General features: G+C 55.5%; 20 protein-coding genes. 11 read left to right on the forward strand and 9 right to left on the reverse strand.

The genetic code is table 11. The features are described from left to right. Positions 1–15 precede the first annotated feature (15 nt). Both ABNV41_RS06250 and ABNV41_RS06255 read right to left on the reverse strand, forming a co-directional pair. On the reverse strand, positions 16–2,016 hold the full coding sequence (locus ABNV41_RS06250) for a response regulator (RefSeq protein ID WP_050819618.1): 2,001 nt from the start codon (positions 2,014–2,016) through the stop codon (positions 16–18). Continuing rightward, positions 2,000–3,835, reverse strand: coding sequence for an ATP-binding protein (locus ABNV41_RS06255; RefSeq protein ID WP_050819617.1), 1,836 nt, complete (start codon positions 3,833–3,835; stop codon positions 2,000–2,002). Before ABNV41_RS06255 ends, ABNV41_RS06250 begins: the two co-directional genes overlap by 17 nt. Before the next feature lie 251 nt (positions 3,836–4,086). Between ABNV41_RS06255 and ABNV41_RS06260 the strand changes: the two genes are divergently transcribed. Continuing rightward, on the forward strand, positions 4,087–4,482 hold the full coding sequence (locus ABNV41_RS06260) for a hypothetical protein (RefSeq protein ID WP_050819616.1): 396 nt from the start codon (positions 4,087–4,089) through the stop codon (positions 4,480–4,482). A gap of 52 nt (positions 4,483–4,534) precedes the next feature. Here the strand turns inward: ABNV41_RS06260 and ABNV41_RS06265 are convergent, their stop codons facing one another. Then, positions 4,535–5,647, reverse strand: coding sequence for a zinc-ribbon domain-containing protein (locus tag ABNV41_RS06265; protein ID WP_050819615.1), 1,113 nt, complete (start codon positions 5,645–5,647; stop codon positions 4,535–4,537). A 121-nt stretch (positions 5,648–5,768) separates the two neighbouring features. Between ABNV41_RS06265 and ABNV41_RS06270 the strand changes: the two genes are divergently transcribed. From ABNV41_RS06270 to ABNV41_RS06280, 3 genes are read left to right on the forward strand one after another with little or no spacing between them, the layout of a single operon-like run. Continuing rightward, positions 5,769–6,551, forward strand: a complete 783-nt coding sequence (locus ABNV41_RS06270) for a cell division ATP-binding protein FtsE (protein WP_080986778.1) — start codon at positions 5,769–5,771, stop codon at positions 6,549–6,551. Continuing rightward, positions 6,548–7,495, forward strand: coding sequence for an ABC transporter permease (locus ABNV41_RS06275; RefSeq protein ID WP_050819614.1), 948 nt, complete (start codon positions 6,548–6,550; stop codon positions 7,493–7,495). Before ABNV41_RS06270 ends, ABNV41_RS06275 begins: the two co-directional genes overlap by 4 nt. 44 nt (positions 7,496–7,539) lie before the next feature. After that, the gene (locus ABNV41_RS06280; RefSeq protein WP_050820378.1) at positions 7,540–8,124 is read left to right on the forward strand and encodes a YdcF family protein; all 585 of its coding nucleotides are present in this window, start codon (positions 7,540–7,542) and stop codon (positions 8,122–8,124) included. Between the two features lie 6 nt (positions 8,125–8,130). On the opposite strand, the gene fghA is transcribed toward ABNV41_RS06280, so the two are convergent. Next, positions 8,131–8,997: an S-formylglutathione hydrolase gene (gene fghA, locus ABNV41_RS06285; protein WP_050819613.1), complete on the reverse strand. Its 867-nt coding sequence runs from the start codon at positions 8,995–8,997 to the stop codon at positions 8,131–8,133. A 144-nt stretch (positions 8,998–9,141) separates the two neighbouring features. Between fghA and ABNV41_RS06290 the strand changes: the two genes are divergently transcribed. From ABNV41_RS06290 to ABNV41_RS06300, 3 genes are all read left to right on the forward strand, one after another. After that, positions 9,142–10,017 carry a bestrophin family protein gene (locus tag ABNV41_RS06290; protein WP_050819612.1) on the forward strand — a complete coding sequence of 292 codons (876 nt, stop codon included), beginning with the start codon at positions 9,142–9,144 and terminating at the stop codon, positions 10,015–10,017. A 65-nt stretch (positions 10,018–10,082) separates the two neighbouring features. Beyond that, positions 10,083–10,673 carry a CarD family transcriptional regulator gene (locus tag ABNV41_RS06295; RefSeq protein ID WP_003622862.1) on the forward strand — a complete coding sequence of 197 codons (591 nt, stop codon included), beginning with the start codon at positions 10,083–10,085 and terminating at the stop codon, positions 10,671–10,673. A 138-nt stretch (positions 10,674–10,811) separates the two neighbouring features. Next, the gene (locus ABNV41_RS06300; protein ID WP_050819611.1) at positions 10,812–12,416 is read left to right on the forward strand and encodes a tetratricopeptide repeat protein; all 1,605 of its coding nucleotides are present in this window, start codon (positions 10,812–10,814) and stop codon (positions 12,414–12,416) included. 85 nt (positions 12,417–12,501) lie between these two features. Here ABNV41_RS06300 and ABNV41_RS06305 read toward each other — a convergent pair whose 3' ends face one another. Further along, positions 12,502–13,890 (reverse strand): penicillin-binding protein activator, encoded by a 1,389-nt coding sequence (locus tag ABNV41_RS06305; protein ID WP_050819610.1) that lies wholly within the window; start codon positions 13,888–13,890, stop codon positions 12,502–12,504. On the opposite strand from ABNV41_RS06305, the gene rsmI reads away from it, so the two are divergent. Continuing rightward, complete coding sequence (gene rsmI, locus ABNV41_RS06310) at positions 13,878–14,846, forward strand: 16S rRNA (cytidine(1402)-2'-O)-methyltransferase (protein ID WP_050819609.1); 969 nt, start codon at positions 13,878–13,880, stop codon at positions 14,844–14,846. The genes ABNV41_RS06305 and rsmI overlap by 13 nt on opposite strands. A gap of 3 nt (positions 14,847–14,849) precedes the next feature. Here rsmI and ABNV41_RS06315 read toward each other — a convergent pair whose 3' ends face one another. Then, positions 14,850–16,064 carry an NAD(P)/FAD-dependent oxidoreductase gene (locus ABNV41_RS06315; RefSeq protein WP_050819608.1) on the reverse strand — a complete coding sequence of 405 codons (1,215 nt, stop codon included), beginning with the start codon at positions 16,062–16,064 and terminating at the stop codon, positions 14,850–14,852. Between the two features lie 4 nt (positions 16,065–16,068). Continuing rightward, on the reverse strand, positions 16,069–16,737 hold the full coding sequence (locus tag ABNV41_RS06320; RefSeq protein ID WP_003628165.1) for a glutathione S-transferase family protein: 669 nt from the start codon (positions 16,735–16,737) through the stop codon (positions 16,069–16,071). Positions 16,738–16,921: 184 nt separating this feature from the next. On the opposite strand from ABNV41_RS06320, the gene minC reads away from it, so the two are divergent. The 3 genes from minC (at position 16,922) to minE (ending at position 18,902) form a co-directional block, all read left to right on the forward strand. Beyond that, positions 16,922–17,620: a septum site-determining protein MinC gene (gene minC, locus ABNV41_RS06325; RefSeq protein WP_012812794.1), complete on the forward strand. Its 699-nt coding sequence runs from the start codon at positions 16,922–16,924 to the stop codon at positions 17,618–17,620. A 140-nt stretch (positions 17,621–17,760) separates the two neighbouring features. After that, complete coding sequence (minD, locus tag ABNV41_RS06330; RefSeq protein ID WP_003622855.1) at positions 17,761–18,576, forward strand: septum site-determining protein MinD; 816 nt, start codon at positions 17,761–17,763, stop codon at positions 18,574–18,576. Next, positions 18,573–18,902 (forward strand): cell division topological specificity factor MinE, encoded by a 330-nt coding sequence (gene minE / locus ABNV41_RS06335; protein WP_050819607.1) that lies wholly within the window; start codon positions 18,573–18,575, stop codon positions 18,900–18,902. The genes minD and minE overlap by 4 nt, the downstream gene beginning before the upstream one ends. 96 nt (positions 18,903–18,998) lie before the next feature. Here the strand turns inward: minE and ABNV41_RS06340 are convergent, their stop codons facing one another. Further along, entirely contained in the window at positions 18,999–19,718 is a 720-nt protein-coding gene (locus ABNV41_RS06340) for a GntR family transcriptional regulator (RefSeq protein ID WP_050819606.1), read from the reverse strand. Next, positions 19,718–21,568, reverse strand: a complete 1,851-nt coding sequence (locus ABNV41_RS06345) for an ABC transporter ATP-binding protein (protein ID WP_050819605.1) — start codon at positions 21,566–21,568, stop codon at positions 19,718–19,720. Before ABNV41_RS06345 ends, ABNV41_RS06340 begins: the two co-directional genes overlap by 1 nt. Between the last annotated feature and the right edge of the window lie 462 nt (positions 21,569–22,030).

Raw genomic sequence — 22,030 nt, forward strand, 5'->3', positions numbered from 1 at the left:
GAACAAGGGGTTGGCCTATGCAGCCAGCATGGCCTTTACATCTCCTAAAAGCGCATCACGCGTGTAAGGTTTGTGCAGCACGGCCACGCCTTGGGGCAAAATACCCAGATCTGCGTAGCCTGTTACAAACAGCACGGGCAGCTCTGCCCGTTCGGCATGGATACGTTGTGCGGCTTCGCCCCCGTTCATGCCGGGCATCATCACATCCATCACCACAAGGGCGATATCCGGCCTGTTGCGCACGGTTTCCACGGCCTCTGCGCCACTAGCCGATTCCAACACCTCATATCCTGCACGGCTCAGAAAACCTGCCGTTACTGCGCGCACGCCCGGTTCATCATCCACAACCAGAATAGCGCGGCCCTGCGGCGTGGCTGCCAGCGTGCGCATATTGGCGGTGGCATTGCCAGAAACACCTGCCGCGGGTGGAATGGATGCTGAAAGCTGCGCATCCATGGCCGGGAACCACAATTCTACGGAGGTGCCACCCCCCGGTGTGCTTTCCACACGCACTTCGCCGCCGCAATGGCTGATAAAGCCGTAAATCATGGACAGGCCCAGCCCTGTGCCCTGCCCCATATCCTTGGTGGTAAAGAACGGATCAAAAATGCGGGCACGCATTTCTTCCGTCATGCCCACGCCTCTGTCCGAAACCTGCACAACCACCCATGCCCCGGCATGATCCTTGCCCACATGGCGGCCTAACAACCGCGCAACCTGCCGCACAGAAACACTAGTGCTGCCGCCCTCCGGCTGTGCGTCTATGGCATTAATGCACAGGCTGAACACCGCCAGTTCAAGTTGCACGGGGTCTGTCCATACAGGTGGCAGAGGTTCTTCGGGCAGTACAAACTGCACGCTGCTGAAGCGCCCACTACCTTCTACCGAGGCGGAATCCAGTGCATCACGGATATCTTCTGGCACCTTGCCCTGCTTCATGAAGCCCTGAAGGTTTTGCATCACCTCCTGCACTTCCACCCTCTGGCACACCAAGTGGCGCGGGCGGCTGAAGTCTAGCAGTTTGCGCGTAAGGGTGCCCCCTCGGCGGGCCGCTTCCATGGCGTTTTGATATAGCCGTGCCACGCCCGGCTCTCGCGGGGGTTCCAGATCCTGCACCAGCTCCAAAGAGCCCTGAATAGCGGTGAGCAGATTGTTAAAATCATGCGCAATGCCGCCAGCCAATGTGCCAATGGCCTGCATTTTCTGGGCCTGCCGCAAACGCTGCTCCAGCCCCAGCAGATCTGTTACGTCCCGATCAATCAGGATGGAATAATCAGACAACAAGCCCGAACGCACAGGAGCATTACGCAGGCTATCAAGCCGCACGCGGGTCAGATCATGCCAGCGGTTTTGTCCATCAGGCCCCGGCAGTTGCAAGACCTGCTGATCCCGCCCGGATGTTTCCAGCGCCTGCCGCGCTTCTTCCAGACTTTCCTGCCGTGGGCCGTTTACCAGGTCCTCTTCTTTCTGGCCCAGGCATTCAGCAACGCTGCGGCCAAACTCCCGCGCCATCTGCTGGTTCAGGCGGATAAAGCAGCCATCCTGATCTTTGAACGCCAGCCCAAATGGCAGGTTTTCCAATAGCCCGCGTAGCAAAAGCTGTTCGCACTCCAGTTCTTTTTCCAAAAAATAGCGCGCGGCAGCCTGCCCCACCATGGAAAGAAGTGTTTCATCATCCCACGGTTTGTACGCAAAAAAGGAAATCTGCCCCCGGTTCAGCGCGGCTTCTACGGCGGAGATATCGGCATATCCCGTTAGCAAAATGGCCCCTGCGCCGGAAATATCCCGCGCCTGCGCCAAAAAGACATCACCCGTCATGCCGGGCATACGCTGGTCCGAGATAATAACCGCTACATCCGGGTTTTCACGCAGCAACGCCAAACCCTGTTCTCCTGATGAAGCAGAAAGAACATGGTAGGCACCTTCTAGCAGGTCTGTCAGCGCAACCAGAATCTCCGGTTCGTCATCCACCACAAGCACGATGGGACGCTGTTTCAGGTCAGGCAACGTTATCACCGCGCCTCTCCTCTCCTGCTCTGTATGGCACGCGGAGGGTGAAACAGGCGCCCCCCAACGTGCTTGCATTGGTTACAACAACATTGCCGCCGTGGGCCTGCACAACACCATATGCGGTGGCCAGCCCAAGCCCCGTACCAGACCCTACAGGTTTTGTGGTAAAAAACGGTTCAAAAACACGTTCCTGCAGCTCTTTGGGCACGCCCGGCCCGGTATCGCTTATCTGGATCACGTATTCTTCACCTTTACCGCTTTCAGCTTGCTCCAAAAACGAGGTGATAAGGATACGATCTGCGTGAGAAATCGTGGGTTCGGCGCTTTGAATCGTCTCGCGCCGTTTGTCCAAAATGGCATCTGCGGCATTGCTTACGATATTCATGACCACCTGATTGACCAGCGCTGCCTGACACACCAGTTCCGGCGGGGCCTCCAACTTGCAGGTAACTTCAATATCCTGCCCCAGCTTGGGGGCAAGCAGTGTAAGCACCATGCCTATGGCTTCGGGCACATCCAGACGGCGGAACTCACCTTCTTCCAGCCGGGAAAAACGGCGCAGACTGGCCACCAGATCCCGCATGCGTGAAAGACCGATAAGGGAGGCTGAAAGACGCTCACTCCCCTTTTGCAATGCGGTTTCCGCTGTAACCAGATCTTGCGATCTAACGGCATGCAGCGCCTTGACCATGCTGCGCTTAACCGTGTTTTCATGCGCCAGAACAAACGCCAGTGGATTGTTGAATTCGTGCGCGATTCCGGCAGCCAGTTCCCCTAATGATGCCATTTTGGCGGACTGCACCAGTTTGGCCTGCGCCTCTATCAATTTACGATTAGCAGCTGCCAGATCTGCATTCACGCGCCGCAGAGCATCGGCCAGCGCCATACGTGCGCGGGCACTTTCTATATGTGCTTCCTCGCGCCGGGCTTCGTCCTGCAATGTCTTGCGCCGCACAAGGCTGCCAATACGGCTTACCAGCAAAACTACAGGTGTGTCGGCATCCAGCAGATCATCTATTCCGGCATGAAATGCGCGTGCCACCTGTTCACCAGAAAGACCGCCGTGTTCCACCATGCCCATAATGCGGGTGCACTGGCGGCTACGCCTGCGAAAAGCCGCTATGGTGCGCGCAAGCGCCAAACCATCAAACGCAGGGCAAGCCAGATCCACCACCACACAATCCGGGCAGGCGCGGCTACTGGCAATACCGGAAAGATCCAGTTTTTCCGGGTCTTCCACCAGCAGGGCATCTTCCCCATTCTGTTGCAGAAGTTCCACCAGATAAGGCTGGCCGCCTCTGATCGGTTCAAAATCTGCGGGTTTCTGCCTATCAGACCACGCCCATAATACACCGCCCGGTGCTGTCATGATCACGATGCGCGGCTGACGAAACACCACACCCTCGCGCCCGGCCAGGTCTTCATCATATTCACGCAGTAGCGCGCAGATACGGAAAACCAGCAAAAGCGGATTATCCGCCATGCTGAAGCAACAATCTGCCCCACGTTCCAGAATTTCGGCTTCCTGCCTGCTGTTGGCCTCTGGCAACAGCACAACAACCGGGATACCGCGCGTGGCCGCATTTAACCGCAAACGCTGGCAAAGCTGGGTTGCGGGCATATCTGGCAACCGTGCGGGCACAACCAGAAGATCAGGCAGATCTTCATCAAACCCGGCAAAGGCAGAACGACCATCTGCCACGCTTTTTACACGCAACCCACGCGCCTGCAGCAAGGTTTCAAGATGCACCTGCCAAGCCGCGTCCACCCCGACAAACAGGATGGAGCAGGAAAGAAAATCCATAATTTTACCGGCCACCGGCATAAAATCCGCTGACGTGCCCTTCCGAGAGGTCAGTGTAAAAAATGCACCATAACAAAACTCTGCCCTCACACCCTCATCGCGAATGCGTTACCCATATGAAAACATGTCTTGCATCCGTCATATGGCTATCCATTGGCATGCTTTACCCTGTGCCTGTATATATAGGGCAAGAATAGTCCGCCTGCGCGCTCTGTGGGTTGGATACAACACAACCACTCGGCCCATTTACTGCCGGCAAGGAACCAATACCTATGGACCCGCGCATGCCTCTTTCTTCCCAGTCTTCTGCTGCTTACCGATCTGGCGCTTCTGGCTTTGCCCTTGTGCGCACAGCCATTTGGTCTGTCTGTTATTTTGCGTTCTATTTTGTGCAACAGATTGCCGAGCTGTTTGCCCCATTGCTGCTGATTGCAGGTGTGGCATGGGCCGCGCTGCCCGCGCTGGTTGGCGCTCTTTCCAAATCTGCTGCATCGGCAGACCCGCAAGCGCGTGATGCCATTGCCAATGTGGCTTCCGCTATTCCGCATCATCTTGCCATTGCCGGGCATGATCTTACAGCAAGCGGCCTGATCTGGGATGGTATTATGCTTATGGCCTTGGCAGCCGCAGGTGCCACACTGGCAACACTGGCCGGGCGCAGCATGTAAAAGCTGCGCACTGCCGTGCGTACACGTTAGGCGCGTCTTTTTATATCAGGCCTTAACCGGCCCGATGCAGACGCGCCGCCGCAGGCCATGCGTGCACAATGGCATTCCACCAATGCCAGATAGCCACAAAGCCGATAACAGCCAGCACTACGCTGATAATCCAGGCTATTTTCCAGAATTTTTCCGTTAAAATCAGCCCGCGCACATCAAGCTTGCGCGCAGATGGCGCTTTGGGTTGGGCAACGTGCGCCGCTGCACTTTGAGCATAGGCTTGCGCCACTTCCGGCCGCACTTTGGGTAGCCCCATAGGCCGAGGCGTACTTGCAGCCCCCACTTGTGGTGCAGAAGGTTCTGCCGGGGGTGAGGCCCTGCGCAAAGGCTCAGAGCGTTGGCCCGTTTGCGCAGCAGTTTCTTTTGGCTGCGGCGGCTCTGGTGCAGTTATGGGGCCAGATGGCGCGGCAGATTTTGTAGCCGATGGCAGCGTTGGTTCAACATGCGGCGGCACATATGGCGGAGGTGTTTGCGTAACATGCACCTGTCGCACTGTTGTTGGTTGCGGCACTTCCGGCACGGGCTGCGGTGCAACTGGTTCTTCTGGCTCTGGCGCAGGTGTGTGTTCCGGCTCGACGACAGGTTCCGGTTCAACCACAGGCGCGCTGGGAACTTCCGGTTCTGGTTCCGGTGATGGTTCTTCTGGAACAGGCTGAGGCTCTGCCTGCGGCTGAACGGGGGCTTCTGGTGCTTGGGGTTCAACCGGCGCTGGTTCTTTTGGTGTTTCCTCGGCAACGTGTTCTGGAGCAGGCTCTTGCGGCGCCGGAGGTTCCGTTACAGGCGGGTGCTCCGAATCCGGTTCATCAGCAGGAGGAGCTTCCGAAGGTTCCGGAGCGGGGGCTACTTTTTCTTCCGGCGCGCTGTGTGGTGCTGTTGCTTCTGGTGGAGCAGATTGCGGTTGAGCGTGTTCATGCGGCACAGGCTCCGCAACGGGTTCTGGCTGCGGCTGCGGGAGCTGAACCCGCCATTTAACGCCACAGGCAGAGCATTTGAGCATTTGCCTTTTGGCAAGAAGAGCCTCTGGAACCTGATAGGCCACACCGCAGGAAGGACAGACGATCTTCATGAACACTCTCTTGATACAAGGCTGCCTTCCTCCCTGCGCCTGCTGCACGCAGATGCGAGGCTAAGGCATCGAACGGAAGAACAGATTTGGCATCTCCCTTAGCACAGGTAACACCCGTTCGCGCCAGACATCGCGCCAAAAAGATGGAACATGCCGTTTATTAGGCAGTATGTTGTGTCTTTCAATCGACACTCCCCCTGCCTCTCGGTTACACTACATATATGCAACAATTGTTCCGCTTTATGCCACTTCCGTTCCTTATGGTTCCAGCATGATCCGTCTGGAAAACGTTTCATGGCGGCGGGGCAAAAAGCAGAATACGCAGGTATTGTCCGATCTTTCCTTCTCTATTCCGCAAGGGGGGTTCCGCTGGCTTCTTGGCCCATCGGGCGCTGGCAAAAGCAGCCTGTTAAGCCTGCTGCACCTTGAAACACTCCCCACAGAAGGGCGCATGCTGCTTTTGGGCAAGCCTGTTTCCAAGGCAGAAAAGCGTGCACATTTTGTGCGCCTGCGGCAGAGAATCGGCATGGTGCATCAGGATTACAAACTTATTCCCGGCCTGAGTGTGGCGGATAACGTGGCCCTGCCTTTGCGCCTGCAAAAACGCCCTGAAGATGAAATTCAGGATGAAATTCACGCCATTCTAAAATGGGTCGGTTTGGGTGAGCGCCTGAATGCCCCCGCGGCCAGCCTTTCTGGTGGGGAGCAGCAGCGTACAGCCATTGCGCGCGCCATTATCCACCGCCCCGGCCTGATTTTGGCGGATGAACCCACCAACGCGCTGGAAGAAAGCCAAGCCCACCGGCTGCTGGATATGTTTGCCGAACTGAGCGACATGGGCACCACCATGGTTGTGGCAACACATAATGAGGCCCTGATCCGCAGGTTGGAACGCCCGGCCCTGTATCTGGAGCGTGGCCGACTAGTGCAGGATGAAGGGGCAACGGTATGATGATGCCCTTTTCTGGCCGTAAGGACGGTCTTTCTGTTTCTGAAGCGCTGCCCGACCGCAGCCTGTTTACGCTTGTGGCCATGATGAGCTTTCTGGCTGCCTTAACGCTTGCCGGGGCAACAGGTGCGCGCGCACTTTCTGCCCGCTGGGCCGGAGGTGCAGCCCAGCTTGTAACCGTGCAGGTGCCAGACCCTGATCAGCCCCTTACCCCTGCCAGCAAAAAAGAGCCCACAGGCCCCACCCGTGCGGAAGCTGTTTTGGCAGACCTCAACACCCTGCCTCCCGGCTCGGTGATGCACCGTTTGGATAAAGAGGAACTGGCACGGCTCTTGGAGCCATGGCTGGGTGAGGCCGATAACTCCGCCCTCCCCCTGCCAGCCATTATCCGCATTCGTTTGCCAGATAACGCGCAGGTGCCCAACGATCTGGAACAAACCCTTACCGCGCATGTGCCCGGCACCATTGTGGAGCATAATGCAAGCTGGGGAGAACGCCTGAAAGCACTGGCCAACAGCCTTTTGGCCTGCGCAGGTTTGGCTTTGCTGACCGTTGGCGGCATTGCCACACTTGTAACCGGCCTTGCCACACGTGCGGGCCTTTCAACCCGGCGCGATATTATTGAAATTCTGCACGGGCTGGGGGCATCCGATGGCTATATTGCAGGCCGTTTTGCATGGCGCACGGCCATGCTGGGGCTAGGCGGCAGCTTGGCTGGCACTGTTCTGGCCATGGTGCCTTTGCTGGTGCTGTTCAGAATGGCAGCGCCTTTTGCCAATATCTCGCTCCAGTCTGACACGCTGTTGCTGCCCGATTGGCAAACCCTGCAAAACATTATTCCAACAGATATGCTGGTTGCCTTTGCAGCACTGCCATTTGTTGCTGCCTTTATTTGCTGGATTACAACACAGAGCATGGTGCGCCTATGGCTGCGGCGGCTCCCATAATCCCTCAGCGCAAGCCATCCGGGCCGCGTCCTTCTGGCCCGATCATGCTTTTCATTCGGCTTTCATTCCGGCTGATCTTATTGGCCTGCCTTGCCTTTACCGGCGGGTTTGGCTGGTTTGTAAACGATGCCCTGCGCCCACCGGGCTACTTGCCCCATGCAGATGGCATTGTTGCCCTTACAGGTGGCGCAGGCCGCATTGACACATCACTTAATCTGCTCGCACGCAATCAAGGTGAAAAACTGCTGATTTCGGGGGTGGATACCCAAACCACATTGGGTGAGATTTTACCGCCCACCGCCCCTCCGGCTTTGGCGGAGCGCATTACCCTTGGCTATCAGGCTCGCTCCACCATTGGCAACGCGACAGAAACAGCCGTTTGGGTTGCAGATAACCACATAACATCGCTTATCGTTGTAACGGCCAGTTACCACATGCGCCGTGCCTTGCTGGAACTCAGCCGCACATTGCCGGATGTAACCCTATATCCTTATCCGGTGTTACCACCCGCCATGGAACATCCTTTGCACCGTTCCTCTTTGCGGCTTCTGGCTTTGGAGTATCTTAAATGGCTGGGCGCGCTCGGGGGATTGACCTCTCCCAGCCTCAGCCGCGCCCTGCACTCCTAAAAAAGTTCAGCCTGCCTTTAGGTTCGCCGCATGGTGGCGCAAATGGTCGGCCACAAAGCTTTGCACAAACCAGTAGGAATGATCATACCCCGCGTGCTGGCGTAGGTTCAGCTTTTGCCCAGCCTGCTCCGCTGCGTGTTGCAAGTGCCATGGCTGAAGCTCGCGTTGCAAAAACTGGTCAGCCTCACCCTGATCAACCAGAATGGTGTTGGGGTGTTTGTAACCATCTTCTAACAAGCACACCGCATCATACGCGCGCCAAGTAGCCTGATCTGGCCCCAGATACGCGGTAAATGCCTTTTGCCCCCACGGTACTGCGACCGGATGCACAATAGGCGCAAAAGCAGATATGGATTTCCAGAATGTTGGCGCACGCAAGCCATGTATCAGCGCCCCATGCCCGCCCATGGAATGGCCCATAATGCCACGCCGTGCGCTATCCAACGGCAAGGTCTGCTCCACAATTTCTGGCAGTTCTTGCGCGATATAACTGCCCATGCGGTAGTGTTTGCACCAAGGCTGCTGCGTGGCATCCAGATAAAAACCGGCACCTGTGCCTAAATCCCAATCCTTATCTTCTTCCGGCACACCTGCGCCGCGTGGCGATGTATCTGGCGCCACCAATGCCAGCCCCAACCGTGCGGCCTCCGCCAATGCCGTGGATTTGATAAGGAATGTTTCTTCCGTGCAGGTAAGGCCGGCCAGCGCATACACAACAGGCACCTTTTGCCCGGCACAGGCTGTTGGTGGCAGGAACACACCAAACCGGGCAGAAAGCCCCAGAGTATGAGAAAAGTGCTCGTAAAACTGTATCTTGCCACCATGGCACAGATGCTCTTCACGCAGTTTCAAGCCGGTTGGTTGTGTTGCCATTTCTCCCCTCCTGATCCTTCAAAAATCCGCAATCGTGCTGAAAAATATGAAATAAATATATGTATTGTTAAGAAACTCCCTTTTTCGTGCCATGTTGATATAGGTTCAGGCAAGAACGCTTTTCTGACACGCGGAGATTTGTGAATGATTGTTGACCAAAGGGTCGGGCTACGCATTATCGGGAAAGAAATTCTAGGTGTTATCCTGCTAATGGCAGGGTGGGATTTAATTGTAGTTGTGCTTTTTCAGGTGTTCCATCAGGAATGGATGGAACAGCCCAGCCTGCCGGTTTCTCTTATTGGGTCTGCACTGGCATTGTTTATGGGGTTCCGCAGCAACAGCGCCTATGCACGCTGGTGGGAAGCCCGCACATTGTGGGGTGCCATTACCAACAACTGCCGCTCCTTTGGCCGACAGGCCGGAACATTGCTGGGAGACCGGCATGATCTGATGTACGCCATTGCCGCCTACCCCCATGCCCTGCGCATGGCTTTGGGGAAAGAAGATGCTTCGGCCGATATTCAACGCCTGCTGCCACCTTATATGCAGGATGCCATTGTTAATTACCGGAACAAGCCCAACGCCATTTTGTATCAGATTGGGCTGGGTGTGACGGAGGAAGTGAACAAAAAGGGCATTGATGGCGCAGTACATGGGCAGATAGACCGCATTTTGTCCGATATCGCCAACGCCCAAGGCGGGCTGGAGCGTATTCGCAACACACCTTTGCCCATGCAGTTTTCGGCTTTGCCACGCACATTGGTGAACATCTTTTGCATCGTACTGCCTCTTTCCATGGTGCAGACGCTGGAATGGATTACACCGCTGGGCTCATCTCTGGTGGGGTGCCTGTTTTTGGTGCTGGACAAAAGTGCGAACGATCTGCAGGAACCTTTTTCTGGCACACCGCACGCGCTGCCTATGGCAACAATGGCACGCAATATTGAAATTGACGTTACCCAACCAACCGGAGACCCAACAGCACCGCCCCTTAGTGCTGTAAACGGCGTACAATACTGAATAGCAGAACCGCAGTTTTCTCTTTTACAAGACAACGCTGCGGTTTTATGCTATAAGCTATCGCTATGAACACGTTCAGAGCACCTCCTAAAGGCGGCGTGACAGACGCCATGGCACGCACCGCTGCAGCTGCTACGGCAGCCCAGGCAAAAACAAAAGTAAAGGATGAAGATCCTTTTGAGGAAGGCGATGCCATTGTCTATGCCGCCCATGGCGTGGGGCGGGTAGACCGGATAGGGGTTGATGAAATTGCCGGAACGAAGCTGGAAGTCATCCAGATTTCCTTCCCCGGCAACCAGATGACACTGCGCATCCCGCTCAGCAAGGCCCGTAAGGCTGGCCTGCGCAAAATTGTCTCGCGCGAGATTGTGGATAAGGCCATGGCCATTATCAAGGGCAAGCCGCATGTCAGCAAAGGCATGTGGGCCCGCCGCGCCGTTGCGTATCAGGAAAAAATCAACTCGGGTGATCTGGTTCAGATTGCCGAAGTGCTGCGTGATCTGCGCCGCAATGTTGATAGCTTGGATGGCAGCTTTAGCGAACGCAAACTGTTTGAAGCTGCGCAGGAACGTTTTGTGGCCGAGGTGGCCGTTTTGGAAAATAAAGACCCAACTGAAGTTCTGGAATCCCTGACTGCAGTTATGAAAGCTGCCTGAACCTTTTACATTCCGTTACTTTATTTATTCAGGTTCATCGCCCGGCATGATACACTATCGTGTCGGGTTTTTTATTGCCTACACATTATCTCGCTCGTGTTATTCATTCTTCTGTTTTGAACGATACCTAATGCCATCATGAACACTCCTGCTGCTTCTGCCTCTCCCCTGCCCGATCAACTGACGTTCCGGCGCGCGCGTGCAGAAATTGCTGCGGGCCATTTCAATGAAATGCTTGCCGTTCTGGAGCCATTGAGCGCAAGCGACAATGATCTGGCTAAAACCTTGTATGCATATTGCCTTGCGGGCACAGATCAGCCGCAAAAAGCTGCAGAAATTCTGTGTGATATTGCCTCCCGTCATGCTGGCACAGAACATCCGCTACAGGCACTGAGTGATCTTATAGCAGAACTGGACAAACGCCCTCTGGCGGAAGCCACATGCCGCGCCGCCCTTGAATGCACGCCACAGGATGCCCGTATCTATGATATTCTGGGCAACCTACTGGTGCAGTGCGGGCAGCTTGATGAAGCCATCAGCCTGTTACGCCATGCCATTGAGCTACGGCCTAACAGCATGCACTCCCACAACCTACTGGCCATGGCACTGCTTGAAAAAGGCTGTTTTGATGAAGCCTTGGCTCATCTGCAAGATGTTCTCAAAACGCAGCCAGATCATGCCGGCACACTTTCCAACATCGGATGTATGCTGGCAGGCAAAGGGCGGTTGGATGAAGCGCTGGATTATTACCGCCGCGCCATTTCCCTCCGCCCTACAGAACCACAAATCCGGCTGAACCACTCCATTACGCTGCTTAAAGCCGGGCGTTATGCACAGGGTTGGGCAGAACATGAATGGCGCTTACGCCTGCCCGGCCATACCAGCCTGCCGCCAAACACTCTTATGCCTTCGCTTGGGCCAAATACGGATATTCGGGGCAAGCGCATTCTGATTACGCAGGAAGAAGGGCTTGGCGATACTTTAATGTATCTGCGTTACATCAAGCCACTTTCAGATCGGGGGGCTATTCCGCATTTGTGGGTGCCTGAAACACTGGGAGAACTCTGTAACCGGGTTGTTGGCGCACATATTGTGCAGGTTGGCGGCACCACGCCACCCTTTGATTGGCACTGCCCGTTTATCAGCCTGCCCCGCGTTTTTGCTGCCACATCAGATGCCATGGGGGCCCCTGTGCCCTATTTGCGTGCAGATACCCTAAAGGTGCGCGAACTGGCACAATTCCTGCCTGAAAATGATAATCTGAATGTCGGGTTAGTATGGGGCGGTGCACCACGGCCCAATACCATTTCCGCCCATATCGTTGATCGCAGACGTTCTTTAAACCTGCACACCCTCTCGCCTCTAGGGGATATAGAGGGCATCAATCTCATCAGCTTGCAAAAAGGCCCCTATGCCGAGCAGATGAATGATCCACCACCCAACATGGTGTTGTATGATCCCACACACCACTTCCATAATATGGATGACACCGCGGCCTTCATCATGTCTCTTGATGTTGTGGTTACGGTAGATACATCTGTGGTGCATCTGGCTGGTGGTTTGGGCAAACCGGTTTTGCTGATGGATCGGTACGATAACTGCTGGCGCTGGCTCAGTGGGCGCACAGATAGTCCGTGGTACCCGACCTTGCAGATTATCCGTCAAACCACCCCGCGAAAGTGGGATGATGTGATAGAACGCGTTGCCGAGGTTTTAACCATTCTGGCACAGCACAAAAAATAATTTCTTTTATGCACTGTAAATAAAAAGGGCTGCCTGAAAATACATCAGGCAGCCCTTTTAAGCATTTATTACAAATACACTCAGATCAGCCAGATATTGCACTGGCCTTTGCTGGAGCGCTCTGCATTTTGGCAGGGCTACCGCCCCCAATCACTTCAAACACACCCAAGGCGCGGCGCACGCGCCCATCGGGCAACAGCGTGAACGGGCCATTTACGCCAGAAAACCCATCTGGCCGTGTAAGTGCACTTGCCGGATAGCCAGCAACACCACTCTGCGCCACGGTTTTGGCCACATTGGCAGCATCGTAAGACAAATCTGCCAAGGGCTTGGGCATATGGTGATTAACCGCCATAAAGCGCGTTACAAAAGCTTGGCGGGATGAAGGATCTGGCGCAGCATACCATGCACCTTTAATGGCACCCAACTTGGTGGCAAACGCGGCCCACAGGCCCGGCCCCATAATCCGCACGGATGGCAGGCTGATCTGGGTTTCATTCAGCGCCACAATCACGTTTTTCAGGTTCAGGCCAGTATCACCCAGCAGCAGCGCATCAAAAGGTGGCGCCTCCAGCTTGGGAGTTTCTGCCTTGGGGGCATCTGTTGGCGCAGCAGAATTGCCATCCGTGCCCAATGCTGCCGCCAGATTAGAAGGCAGTTTGTCTGCCGTTTTAGCAGCATCTGCATCTGCCGAGGTAGCTTCTGGCGTGTAAGGAGCAGGCTCACTGCTGCTGCCTTTAGCAGCCTGCAGGCGCGTATCGTAATTGGAAATATCACGCAGGCTCTGCGAAATGCTGGCCGCCGTACCGGAGTGATACACAATGGTGGGCGCTGGCAGGCCTTGATCATGGCAAGCAGACTGCAACCCATTACCCAAAGCGTGACCCAGCGGGTTGTTAGGCAGAAGAGCTGCAAACTTGCGCCGCCCATCCTGCCGCGCCTGTTCTACCAGCCGCTGCACCTGATCTTCCGGCGTGATACCCATAATCCACACACCAGAACGGGCCTGAGAAATATCACTGGTAAAAGCCAGCACCGGAATACCGGCAGATTGTGCAGCCGGTGCTGCCACTGCGGTATCACCACTGGTGAGCGGGCCAAGCAGCAGGCCATCTCCAGCACTTACTGCGGCGGTTGCTGCACCAGATGCGCCACCGGCTGCGGCTGTGTCATGCACATCCAACTGCAGACCTGTGGAAGCTGTCGAGGCCGTGGTGCCGACTGCAAGCTGTGCGCCTGCCAGCAATTCATGCCCCAACCCGGCATTTGGGCCGCTCAGAGGCAACAAAACCCCAATTTTATGGCTGGCAACAGGCTTGGAAACCCCACCGCCAGCAGAGGGAGATTGGTCTGCACAGCCAGCCAAAGCCATGCCTGTTATGCCCAACGCAGCCAGACCGGCCTTGCGCCATGTCTGTTTTCCCGCCAGACCTTGGCTGGCAAGTCCAGACAGGAGCGAACATGCACGCGTCATCATCAAGATCGTCCTCCACAAACAACCGGCCTGATGAACACCGCGACCGGACTTTCCCCCTGCATAGCGAAGGAAAGCCGCCAAGTCATGCGCCTTCTTCCCCCGGCCTTACGCTGGTTGCCACACCCATTGGCAATCTGGGGGACTTCAGCCCACGTGGTGCTCAAGCTCTTGCAAGTGCGGATCTGATTCTGTGCGAAGATACGCGCACCACAGCCCGGCTGCTGACAGAACGCAGTATTTCTGCCCGCACAGAAGCCCTGCATGAACACAATGAGCGCCAGCGTATTCCCGGCCTGATTGCCCGCTTGCAGGATGGGGCCAATATTGCGCTGGTTTCTGATGCAGGGATGCCTCTGTTGTCCGACCCCGGCTTTCGCCTTGTGCGGGCAGCCATAGAAGCCAACGTGCCGGTTACGGTCGTGCCCGGCCCTAACGCAGCACTTACAGCGCTTGTGCTTTCTGGCCTGCCGCCGCATCCGTTCATGTTTATTGGCTTTCCGCCCCCGCGCTCATCAGCCCGCAAGGAAAGTTTTGCCAAGCTGCATGCGGCCGAACGTGCTGGCCTGAGCGCCACCCTGATCTGGCACGAAGCCCCGCACAGGCTGGCTGAAACTCTGGCCGATATGGCGGAAATTTTTGGCCCCACACGCCCCTGTGCCGTAGCGCGGGAATTGACCAAGAAGTTTGAAGAAGTACGGCGTGATACCGTAGGTGAGCTGGCTACTTTTTACGCCACCACCCCGCCGCGCGGAGAAATAACCGTATTGCTTGGCCCAGCCGAGCCGGAACAGACATCTGAAGATGATCTGGACACCACCCTGCGCAGCCTGCTGGAAACACATTCTGTTAAAGATGCCGCAGCACTGGCGGCAACGGCAGCGGGCTTGCCAAAGCGCACTGTTTACACACGCGCTCTGGAACTGGCTGCCGAAATTAAGGCTGCAAAAAGCTAAAACCTATACGGCGCGAAACTGCGCTGCGGCTTCCCCCGCAGCGTGGCCGCTGGCCCATGCCCAGTGGAAGTTATAGCCACCCAGCCAGCCCGTAACGTCCACAGCCTCACCCACCATAAACAGGCAGGGCACAGCTTCTACCTGCATGGTGCGGGAAGACAGGGCGCGTGTATCTACTCCACCACGCGTCACCTCTGCTTTGGCAAAGCCTTCTGTACCTGTGGGGAAAAGCTGCATGTTCTGAGCCCGCTGCGCCAAGGCCTGAATATCTTTATCTGCCCATTCCGCCATAGGGCGGTCAGACGCCTTTTGCGCCGCCAAGGCCGCAGCCAAACGCTGGGGCAACCATCGGGCCAAAGCTGCAGGAGCCTTGGCTTTGGAGCCAGCTTTTTTCAGCCCCATCAGCAATGCTGCCAAATCCTGCCCCGGCAGCATATCCACCTTTACGGCCTGCCCTGCCTGCCAATAGGAGGAAATCTGCAACAAGGCTGGGCCAGAAAGCCCCCGATGCGTAAACAGCAAGGCCTCATCAAACGCTGTTTTGCCACAGCTTACACGCACGGGCAGAGAAACACCCGCCAGTGTTTTCAGCCAGCCATCCTGAGGCTGATCAAACACCAGTGGCACAAGCGCGGGTTCTGGTTTGATAACGGGCACATCAAATTGCCGGGCCACATCATACGCAAAGCTGCTGGCCCCCAATTTGGGAATGGAAAGCCCACCGGAGGCCAAAATAACGGCCTTTGGCTGAAACTCACCTGCAGAACTCTCGACCCGAAAAGCATCACCAGAGCGGCTGACGTGGCGAATACGTGTATCTGTAAGAATACGCACACCCGCTGCAGCACATTCTGCCAGCAGCATGGACACAATATCCCGCGCTGAATGATCGCAAAAAAGCTGGCCCAGCTTTTTTTCGTGCCATGCAATGGAATGTTTGGCCAAAAGCGCCAGAAAATCTTCTGGCTTATAGCGGCTGAGCGCTGATTTTACGAAATGCCGGTTGGCAGACAAAAACCGATCTGCCCGCATTTCCGTATTGGTGAAATTACAACGCCCACCACCGGAAATAAGGATTTTGCGCCCTACCTCCGGCCCGTGTTCCACCACAACAACGCTGCACCCGCGCTGGCCTGCCGTTATGGCGGCCATAAGCCCTGCGGCACCGCCGCCAATAACCAGCACATCTGGCGCGTGCCACGCCGTTTGGTGTTTCAAAAGATCAGAAATCCAGGTTGGTGTAATATTCAGGCGGCGTTATGCCAGAAACCCGATCGGCCAGAAGCGGACGGAAACAGGGGCGAGACTTCATGCGTGCGTACCAATCGCGCACGGCAGGCACCTTGCTCCAGTCAATATCGCCAATAAAATCTAGGCAGGACAGATGCCCGGCGGCCGTAAAATCTGCCAGAGACAGAAAATTACCTGCAAGCCAGTTCCGGTTTTCTGCCAGATCGTTCACGTATTTCATCAGCGGGCGCATGGCGGCATAGGCCTCACGCAGTGCGGTGCCATCGGGGTTACCGCGGCCGCTCAGGCGCTTCATCACCCGTTCATCAATAAACCGGCCAGAAACTTCGCGCGCAAACAGCGTATCAAACCACGCCATCACACGGCGCACTTCCACACGTTCTGCCAGCGTACGCCCCAGCAGCGGCGTATCGGAATATGCTTCTTCCAGATATTCGCAGATCACATACGAATCCGGCACAATCAGCCCGTTATCTTCCACCAGAACCGGCACATCACCTGCTGGGTTCATGGCCAGAAATTCGGGCCGGTGTTCCCATGCCCGTTCAATAATGGCCTCAAACGGCAGGCGCTTTTCCGCCAGTACAAGCCGAACAGTACGGCTGGCAGGAGAGAGGGGAAAATGAAAGAGGGTACGCATACCCGATGATTTATGCCATTGCCTGCCCCAGCGCCAGAGGGAAAACAGCATGAAAGCACATCAAATTCCCACCATCCCCTTGCCTTCATGCATCCAATGCGTAACAGACACTTCCCAACTGCACTATAACGCCATTATCCTGTGCATCTGTTATTCCTGATCTTTATTTCGAGAGCGGCTGTTCTTGTCCGGCACACATCCCCCACTCCCCCGTATCCGTATGTCCGGGCGCTCTTTTCTGGCGCTCACCCTCACGCCAGAAGCCCCGCTGGAAGATTGGCTGGTGGCGCTGGATCATCAGATCACACGGTCTGTTGGCTTTTTTGCTGGCAAGCCTGTCATTCTTGATCTGAGCATGATGCAGGCCGACACCCCCAACCTTGCCTTTTTGCTGCCAGCGCTCAAAGAACGCGGCATACGCGTGCTGGGCATAGAAAACGGTGATCGCTCATGGCCAGCCGTAGCTGATTGGGAATGGCCAGAAAGCCCGGTCGGTGGCCGTTCCTCCGGCCCCATTACCGCGCCGGAAGAAGAACCCGAAGGCCCGCCAGAACCCACAACCCTGCTGATAGAAGACCCGGTGCGCTCTGGCCAGCACATTGTCTGGCCAGATGGTGATGTGGTTATTCTGGGCGCTGTGGCCTCTGGGGCGGAAGTTTCTGCCGGCGGGTCTATCCATGTTTATGGTGCCCTGCGCGGGCGGGCCATTGCAGGCATTGGCGGGCACGGCAATGCCCGCATTTACACCCGCAATCTGGCTGCCGAGCTTGTCGCCATAGATGGATTCTATGCCACGGCGGAGGAAATGGACCCCGCCTGCACAGAAAAACCCGCACAGGTTTTACTTTCGGGGGAAGCCCTTTTGTTCCGTCCGCTGCCCTAAAAAACGTAAAGAAAAAGAAAACTAACACCAAATAGACATTGGCAGTTTTCTTTTTAGATGCAGCTTGTCATGTTATCGCCATACAAGGTCATCATGGCTTCAATCCAGATGATCCCGCAGAGATATAAAAAGGAATACTGATGGCAAAGGTTCTGGTCGTCACGTCAGGCAAAGGTGGTGTGGGTAAAACCACAACCTCCGCAGCCTTGGGAGCCGCACTGGCCAAAACCGGCCAGAAAGTTGTGCTGGTAGATTTTGACGTCGGGCTGCGTAATCTTGATCTGGTTATGGGGGCAGAACGCCGCGTGGTGTTTGACCTGATTAACGTTATTCAGGGTGACGCCAATCTGGCACAGGCGCTTATCAAGGATAAGCGGATTGATACCCTCTCCCTTCTCCCGGCCTCCCAGACGCGGGATAAAGATGCCTTGACAACAGAGGGCGTTGCCAAGGTTATTGAAGAACTCCGCAAAAAGTTTGACTGGGTGATCTGTGATAGCCCCGCAGGTATTGAACGCGGCGCGCAAATGGCCATGCACCATGCAGATATGGCTGTTATTGTCACCAACCCGGAAGTTTCCTCTGTGCGAGACAGTGACCGCATGATCGGCATGCTGGACAGCACAACGGAAAAAGCCAAAAGCGGCAAAAAAATTGAAAAGCACCTGCTGCTGACACGTTACGACCCCCAGCGCGCCGCACGCGGTGACATGCTGGCTACGGATGACGTGCTTGAAATTCTTTCCATTCCACTGCTTGGCATTATTCCAGAAAGCCCGGATGTTCTGAAAGCATCCAACGTGGGCGCCCCTGTTACCATTGCTGAACCGGAAAGCGCCCCGGCCCGCGCCTATGCAGAAGCAGCGCGCCGCCTGTTGGGTGAAAAAGTGGAAGTTACCATTCCAACTGAACGCAAAGGCCTGTTTGACTGGCTGTTCAAACGGAGAGTCTCATGACCTTCCTCTCCAACCTCTTTAAGCGCCGCTCCTCCGCTCCCGTTGCGCGGGACCGGTTGCAGATTTTGCTGGCGCATGAACGCATCAGTGTGGGTGACGGCAAGGATGACTTGTTGGCTCAGCTGCACCGCGAGATCATGGAAGTTATCAAGCGGCACGTTGCTGTTGATCAGGACAAGGTTCAGATCAAGCTGGACCGTGGTGCGCATTGCTCCATGCTGGAAATTGATGTGGAAGTGCCGGGTCTGTCTGACAAGGCAGACAACAAGGCCAAAAATGCTGCATCAGGCAAACCTTCGGCTGGTGGCAAAACCAAACCGGCCTGATTGTCTAGCTTTGGTGTAGGGGTGTTTGCCCACACATAAATATACAAGCCTGCCTCATCTTCATGGTGTGGCAGGCTTGTATATTTTACTTCATATTCAAACTGTTACCGGCTGCTCTTCGGGCAGCAAAGGCTCCAGCCATTCTCTGGCTTGCAGAAAGTCACGCTGCAATGCGTCTGTTGCAGCATCCACATCGCGCTTTTCAAACGCAGCCAGAATTTGCAGATGCGGGTGGTTGGGGTCTGCCGGGCTAAGTGTGGGCAAGCTGTTAGCTGCCGCATAAATTGGCCCCATACGTGCCCATAACCCGCGGATAATCCCTACCGTAAACAACAGGCGGGAAAAACCTGCTGCAGTACTATGGAAAATGGCATTGGCCACAGCCGTGGCGTGTGGATCTGCTTTTTCATAGGCCACAATAAAATCCCGATGCTTTTCACGCAGCACCGCAATTTGTTCAGGAGTAATATGCGCAGCCAGATCTCGGGTTATGCGGCCTTCCAGATCGCCCCGCACGCCATGAATTTCCAAAAACAGAGTACGCGTGGTGGTGGGTACACGGGCCGTATTGCGTTCATCCAGTTCCAGCGCCTGCTCTGAAACCAAGCGCAACAATGCTTCACGCACCGGGGTCGGGCTTAACTCCAATGAAGCTGCAAGCGGGCGTAGAACCAGGCGCTCACCACCTTGATAATGACAGTAAATCAGCCTGTCGCGTATCTGCTGGTAAGCGTAGGCTGCAAGAGCACCTCGTGCTTCACCACGCCCTTCGGGTCGCAGGTTTTTCCACGCCTGTGGTGTTTGTGTCGTTATCATTATGCGTGTGTCATCTGCCTGTTAAGAAACTGCCTGTACGGGCCATCCTGCTGTTCAAGTTGTGCAGGAGAACCATCCTCAATAATCCTGCCTTCCTGCATCACAACGATTCTGTCAAAGTTTTGTAAGGTGGAAAGTCTGTGCGCTACAGCAATAACCGTGCGCCCAACCATCAGCCTGTCCAGCGCTTGCTGCACATGTTGCTCGCTTTCTGTATCCAGCGCGCTGGTGGCTTCATCCAAAATAAGAATAGGGGCATTGCGTAAAAAGGCACGCGCAATGGCAATACGCTGGCGCTGCCCGCCAGACAGCTTCACGCCTCTGTCCCCTACAATGGTATCAAACCCTTCAGACAGTTCCTCAATAAATGCAGCACATCCTGCAGCCGCGGCAGCAGCACGCACTTCTGCATCCGTAGCATCAGGCCTGCCGTAGCGGATGTTTTCCATTACAGAGCGATGCAGCAGAGAAACATCCTGCGGCACAATGGAAAGGCAGGCCCGCAGCGCATCTTCTGTAAGATCACGAATATCCTGCCCGTCTATCAACACACTGCCAGACTGCACAAAACGCATACGCTGCAACAGAGCCAGCACTGTGCTTTTGCCAGAACCAGAACGCCCCACCAGCCCCACGCGGGTGCCTGCCTGAATATGCAGGTTAAAATGGTCCAGCACCGCAGCGCCACCCGGATACGCAAACACCACATCCCGAAACTGCACATCACCCAACACAGGGCCCTTCATCGGCACGGCGTTTTCGGCATCTGGCATATCATGCGGCACCAGCAGCGAGGAAAGCACTTCTGAAAGCCGGGCATTATGCTGGATGGTTTCTACCATAGATAAAGCCAGATCCCGCGTGCCGTGCAGAATGGCAAAGCCCAGCGTGATAATCATGACCACCTGCCCTACGGTGGCCTGCTGCCATTGCCACAGCAACACAGCCCAGATAAGCAAACCCGTGGTAAGCACAGCCGTTAACAACGCATGGATCATGCGCAGCTTTTCCATATAGCGCAGAGACTTCAGGCGTTCGCCCATTTCCCGTTGCGTCAGGGCATTAAACCGCTCGCGCTCACGGTTGCGCATGCCAAAGGCCCGCACCAGCGCGATGTTGCCCATCACATCCAGTGTTTCACCTTCCAGCCCGGCGGCTGCGGCTGCGTAATCTCCGTGCAGTTTGCGGCCCCTTACGGCCAGACGGAACATGAGAAAACACAGGCCAACAGCCAAAACCACAGTTACGCTGCCCATAATGGTGCTGACAGACAACATCAGCGCAACAGAAAGCAGAACGTTCAGGCTGGGTGGCAACACGCTCCATGCCAATAGGTTTTCTATGGTGAAGCTGACATTGCCAGCGGTCGCAATACGCGCGGCAAGAGATGTGGGCATGCGGTCTGCAAAATAAGCGGGAGAATGGCCAGTGAGAAAACGGAACAGATCCTGCCGGATATCCCCTGTAACCGCCACAAAAGTGCGGGCCGCAAACCACCCGGCAATACGCCAGGAGATATTGTCTGCCACAATCAGGCCGATCAGCACCCCAACGGCAGACCACACAGCCATAACATCTCCCGTGGGGGATGTGCCTGTCATAAGGTCCACCAAGCGGCGAATACCGTTGGATGATAGCACAATGCAGCCAATGGCCAGCCCTACGGAGCCAAATACCAACGCATGCCCCACAGGCCGGTGCCGCATATAACGCAGCAGAAAGGCTACAGGCCGCCCAGCATAGTGTGGCAATTCTTCATCCGGCACAGTTACGACGGGCTGAGCAGAAACAACCTGCTGCTGAGCGCCTTGAGCCAAAGCCTGACTGTGTTTTTCTTTTTCCGCCGACACTGTGTTTGCTTTCGTTACTGATTTGGCAGAACAACACGCCCCGCCCGGCCAAGTTTGAATTCAGGACACCAAAATGTGCTGTGCAGCGCGAACACGGCGGCATAATGGCAAACCGTGTTGCAAGGTACTGCAATTACGGAAGAATTCCTGCGCCCTTTTGCGCCACCACTTACAAACAGGGCCTGAAGGACATGTAAATTATTGTTATAACAATAAAAATTCCGTGATGATGGGAACTTTTGTGCGTGCACTTTTCTTCACTTTTTGTGCTGTGTGTATAGCATTTTATAGCCAAAACTGCTTACGTCATTTTTAATTCATACTGTTTTCCGCTCTGTTTCCAACGCAGAGAATCAACTTATAATTCCTTGATATTAAAAATTATTATTTATTCCATTCCGTTATGGAACCAATACATTTTGCCACTCACGCAGCAGCGCACGGCCGGAAATTTTCTACCAA

Source organism: Acetobacter sp. A11-2 (assembly GCF_040208445.1).
In the GTDB taxonomy this organism is placed as follows: Bacteria; Pseudomonadota; Alphaproteobacteria; order Acetobacterales; family Acetobacteraceae; genus Acetobacter; species Acetobacter oryzoeni.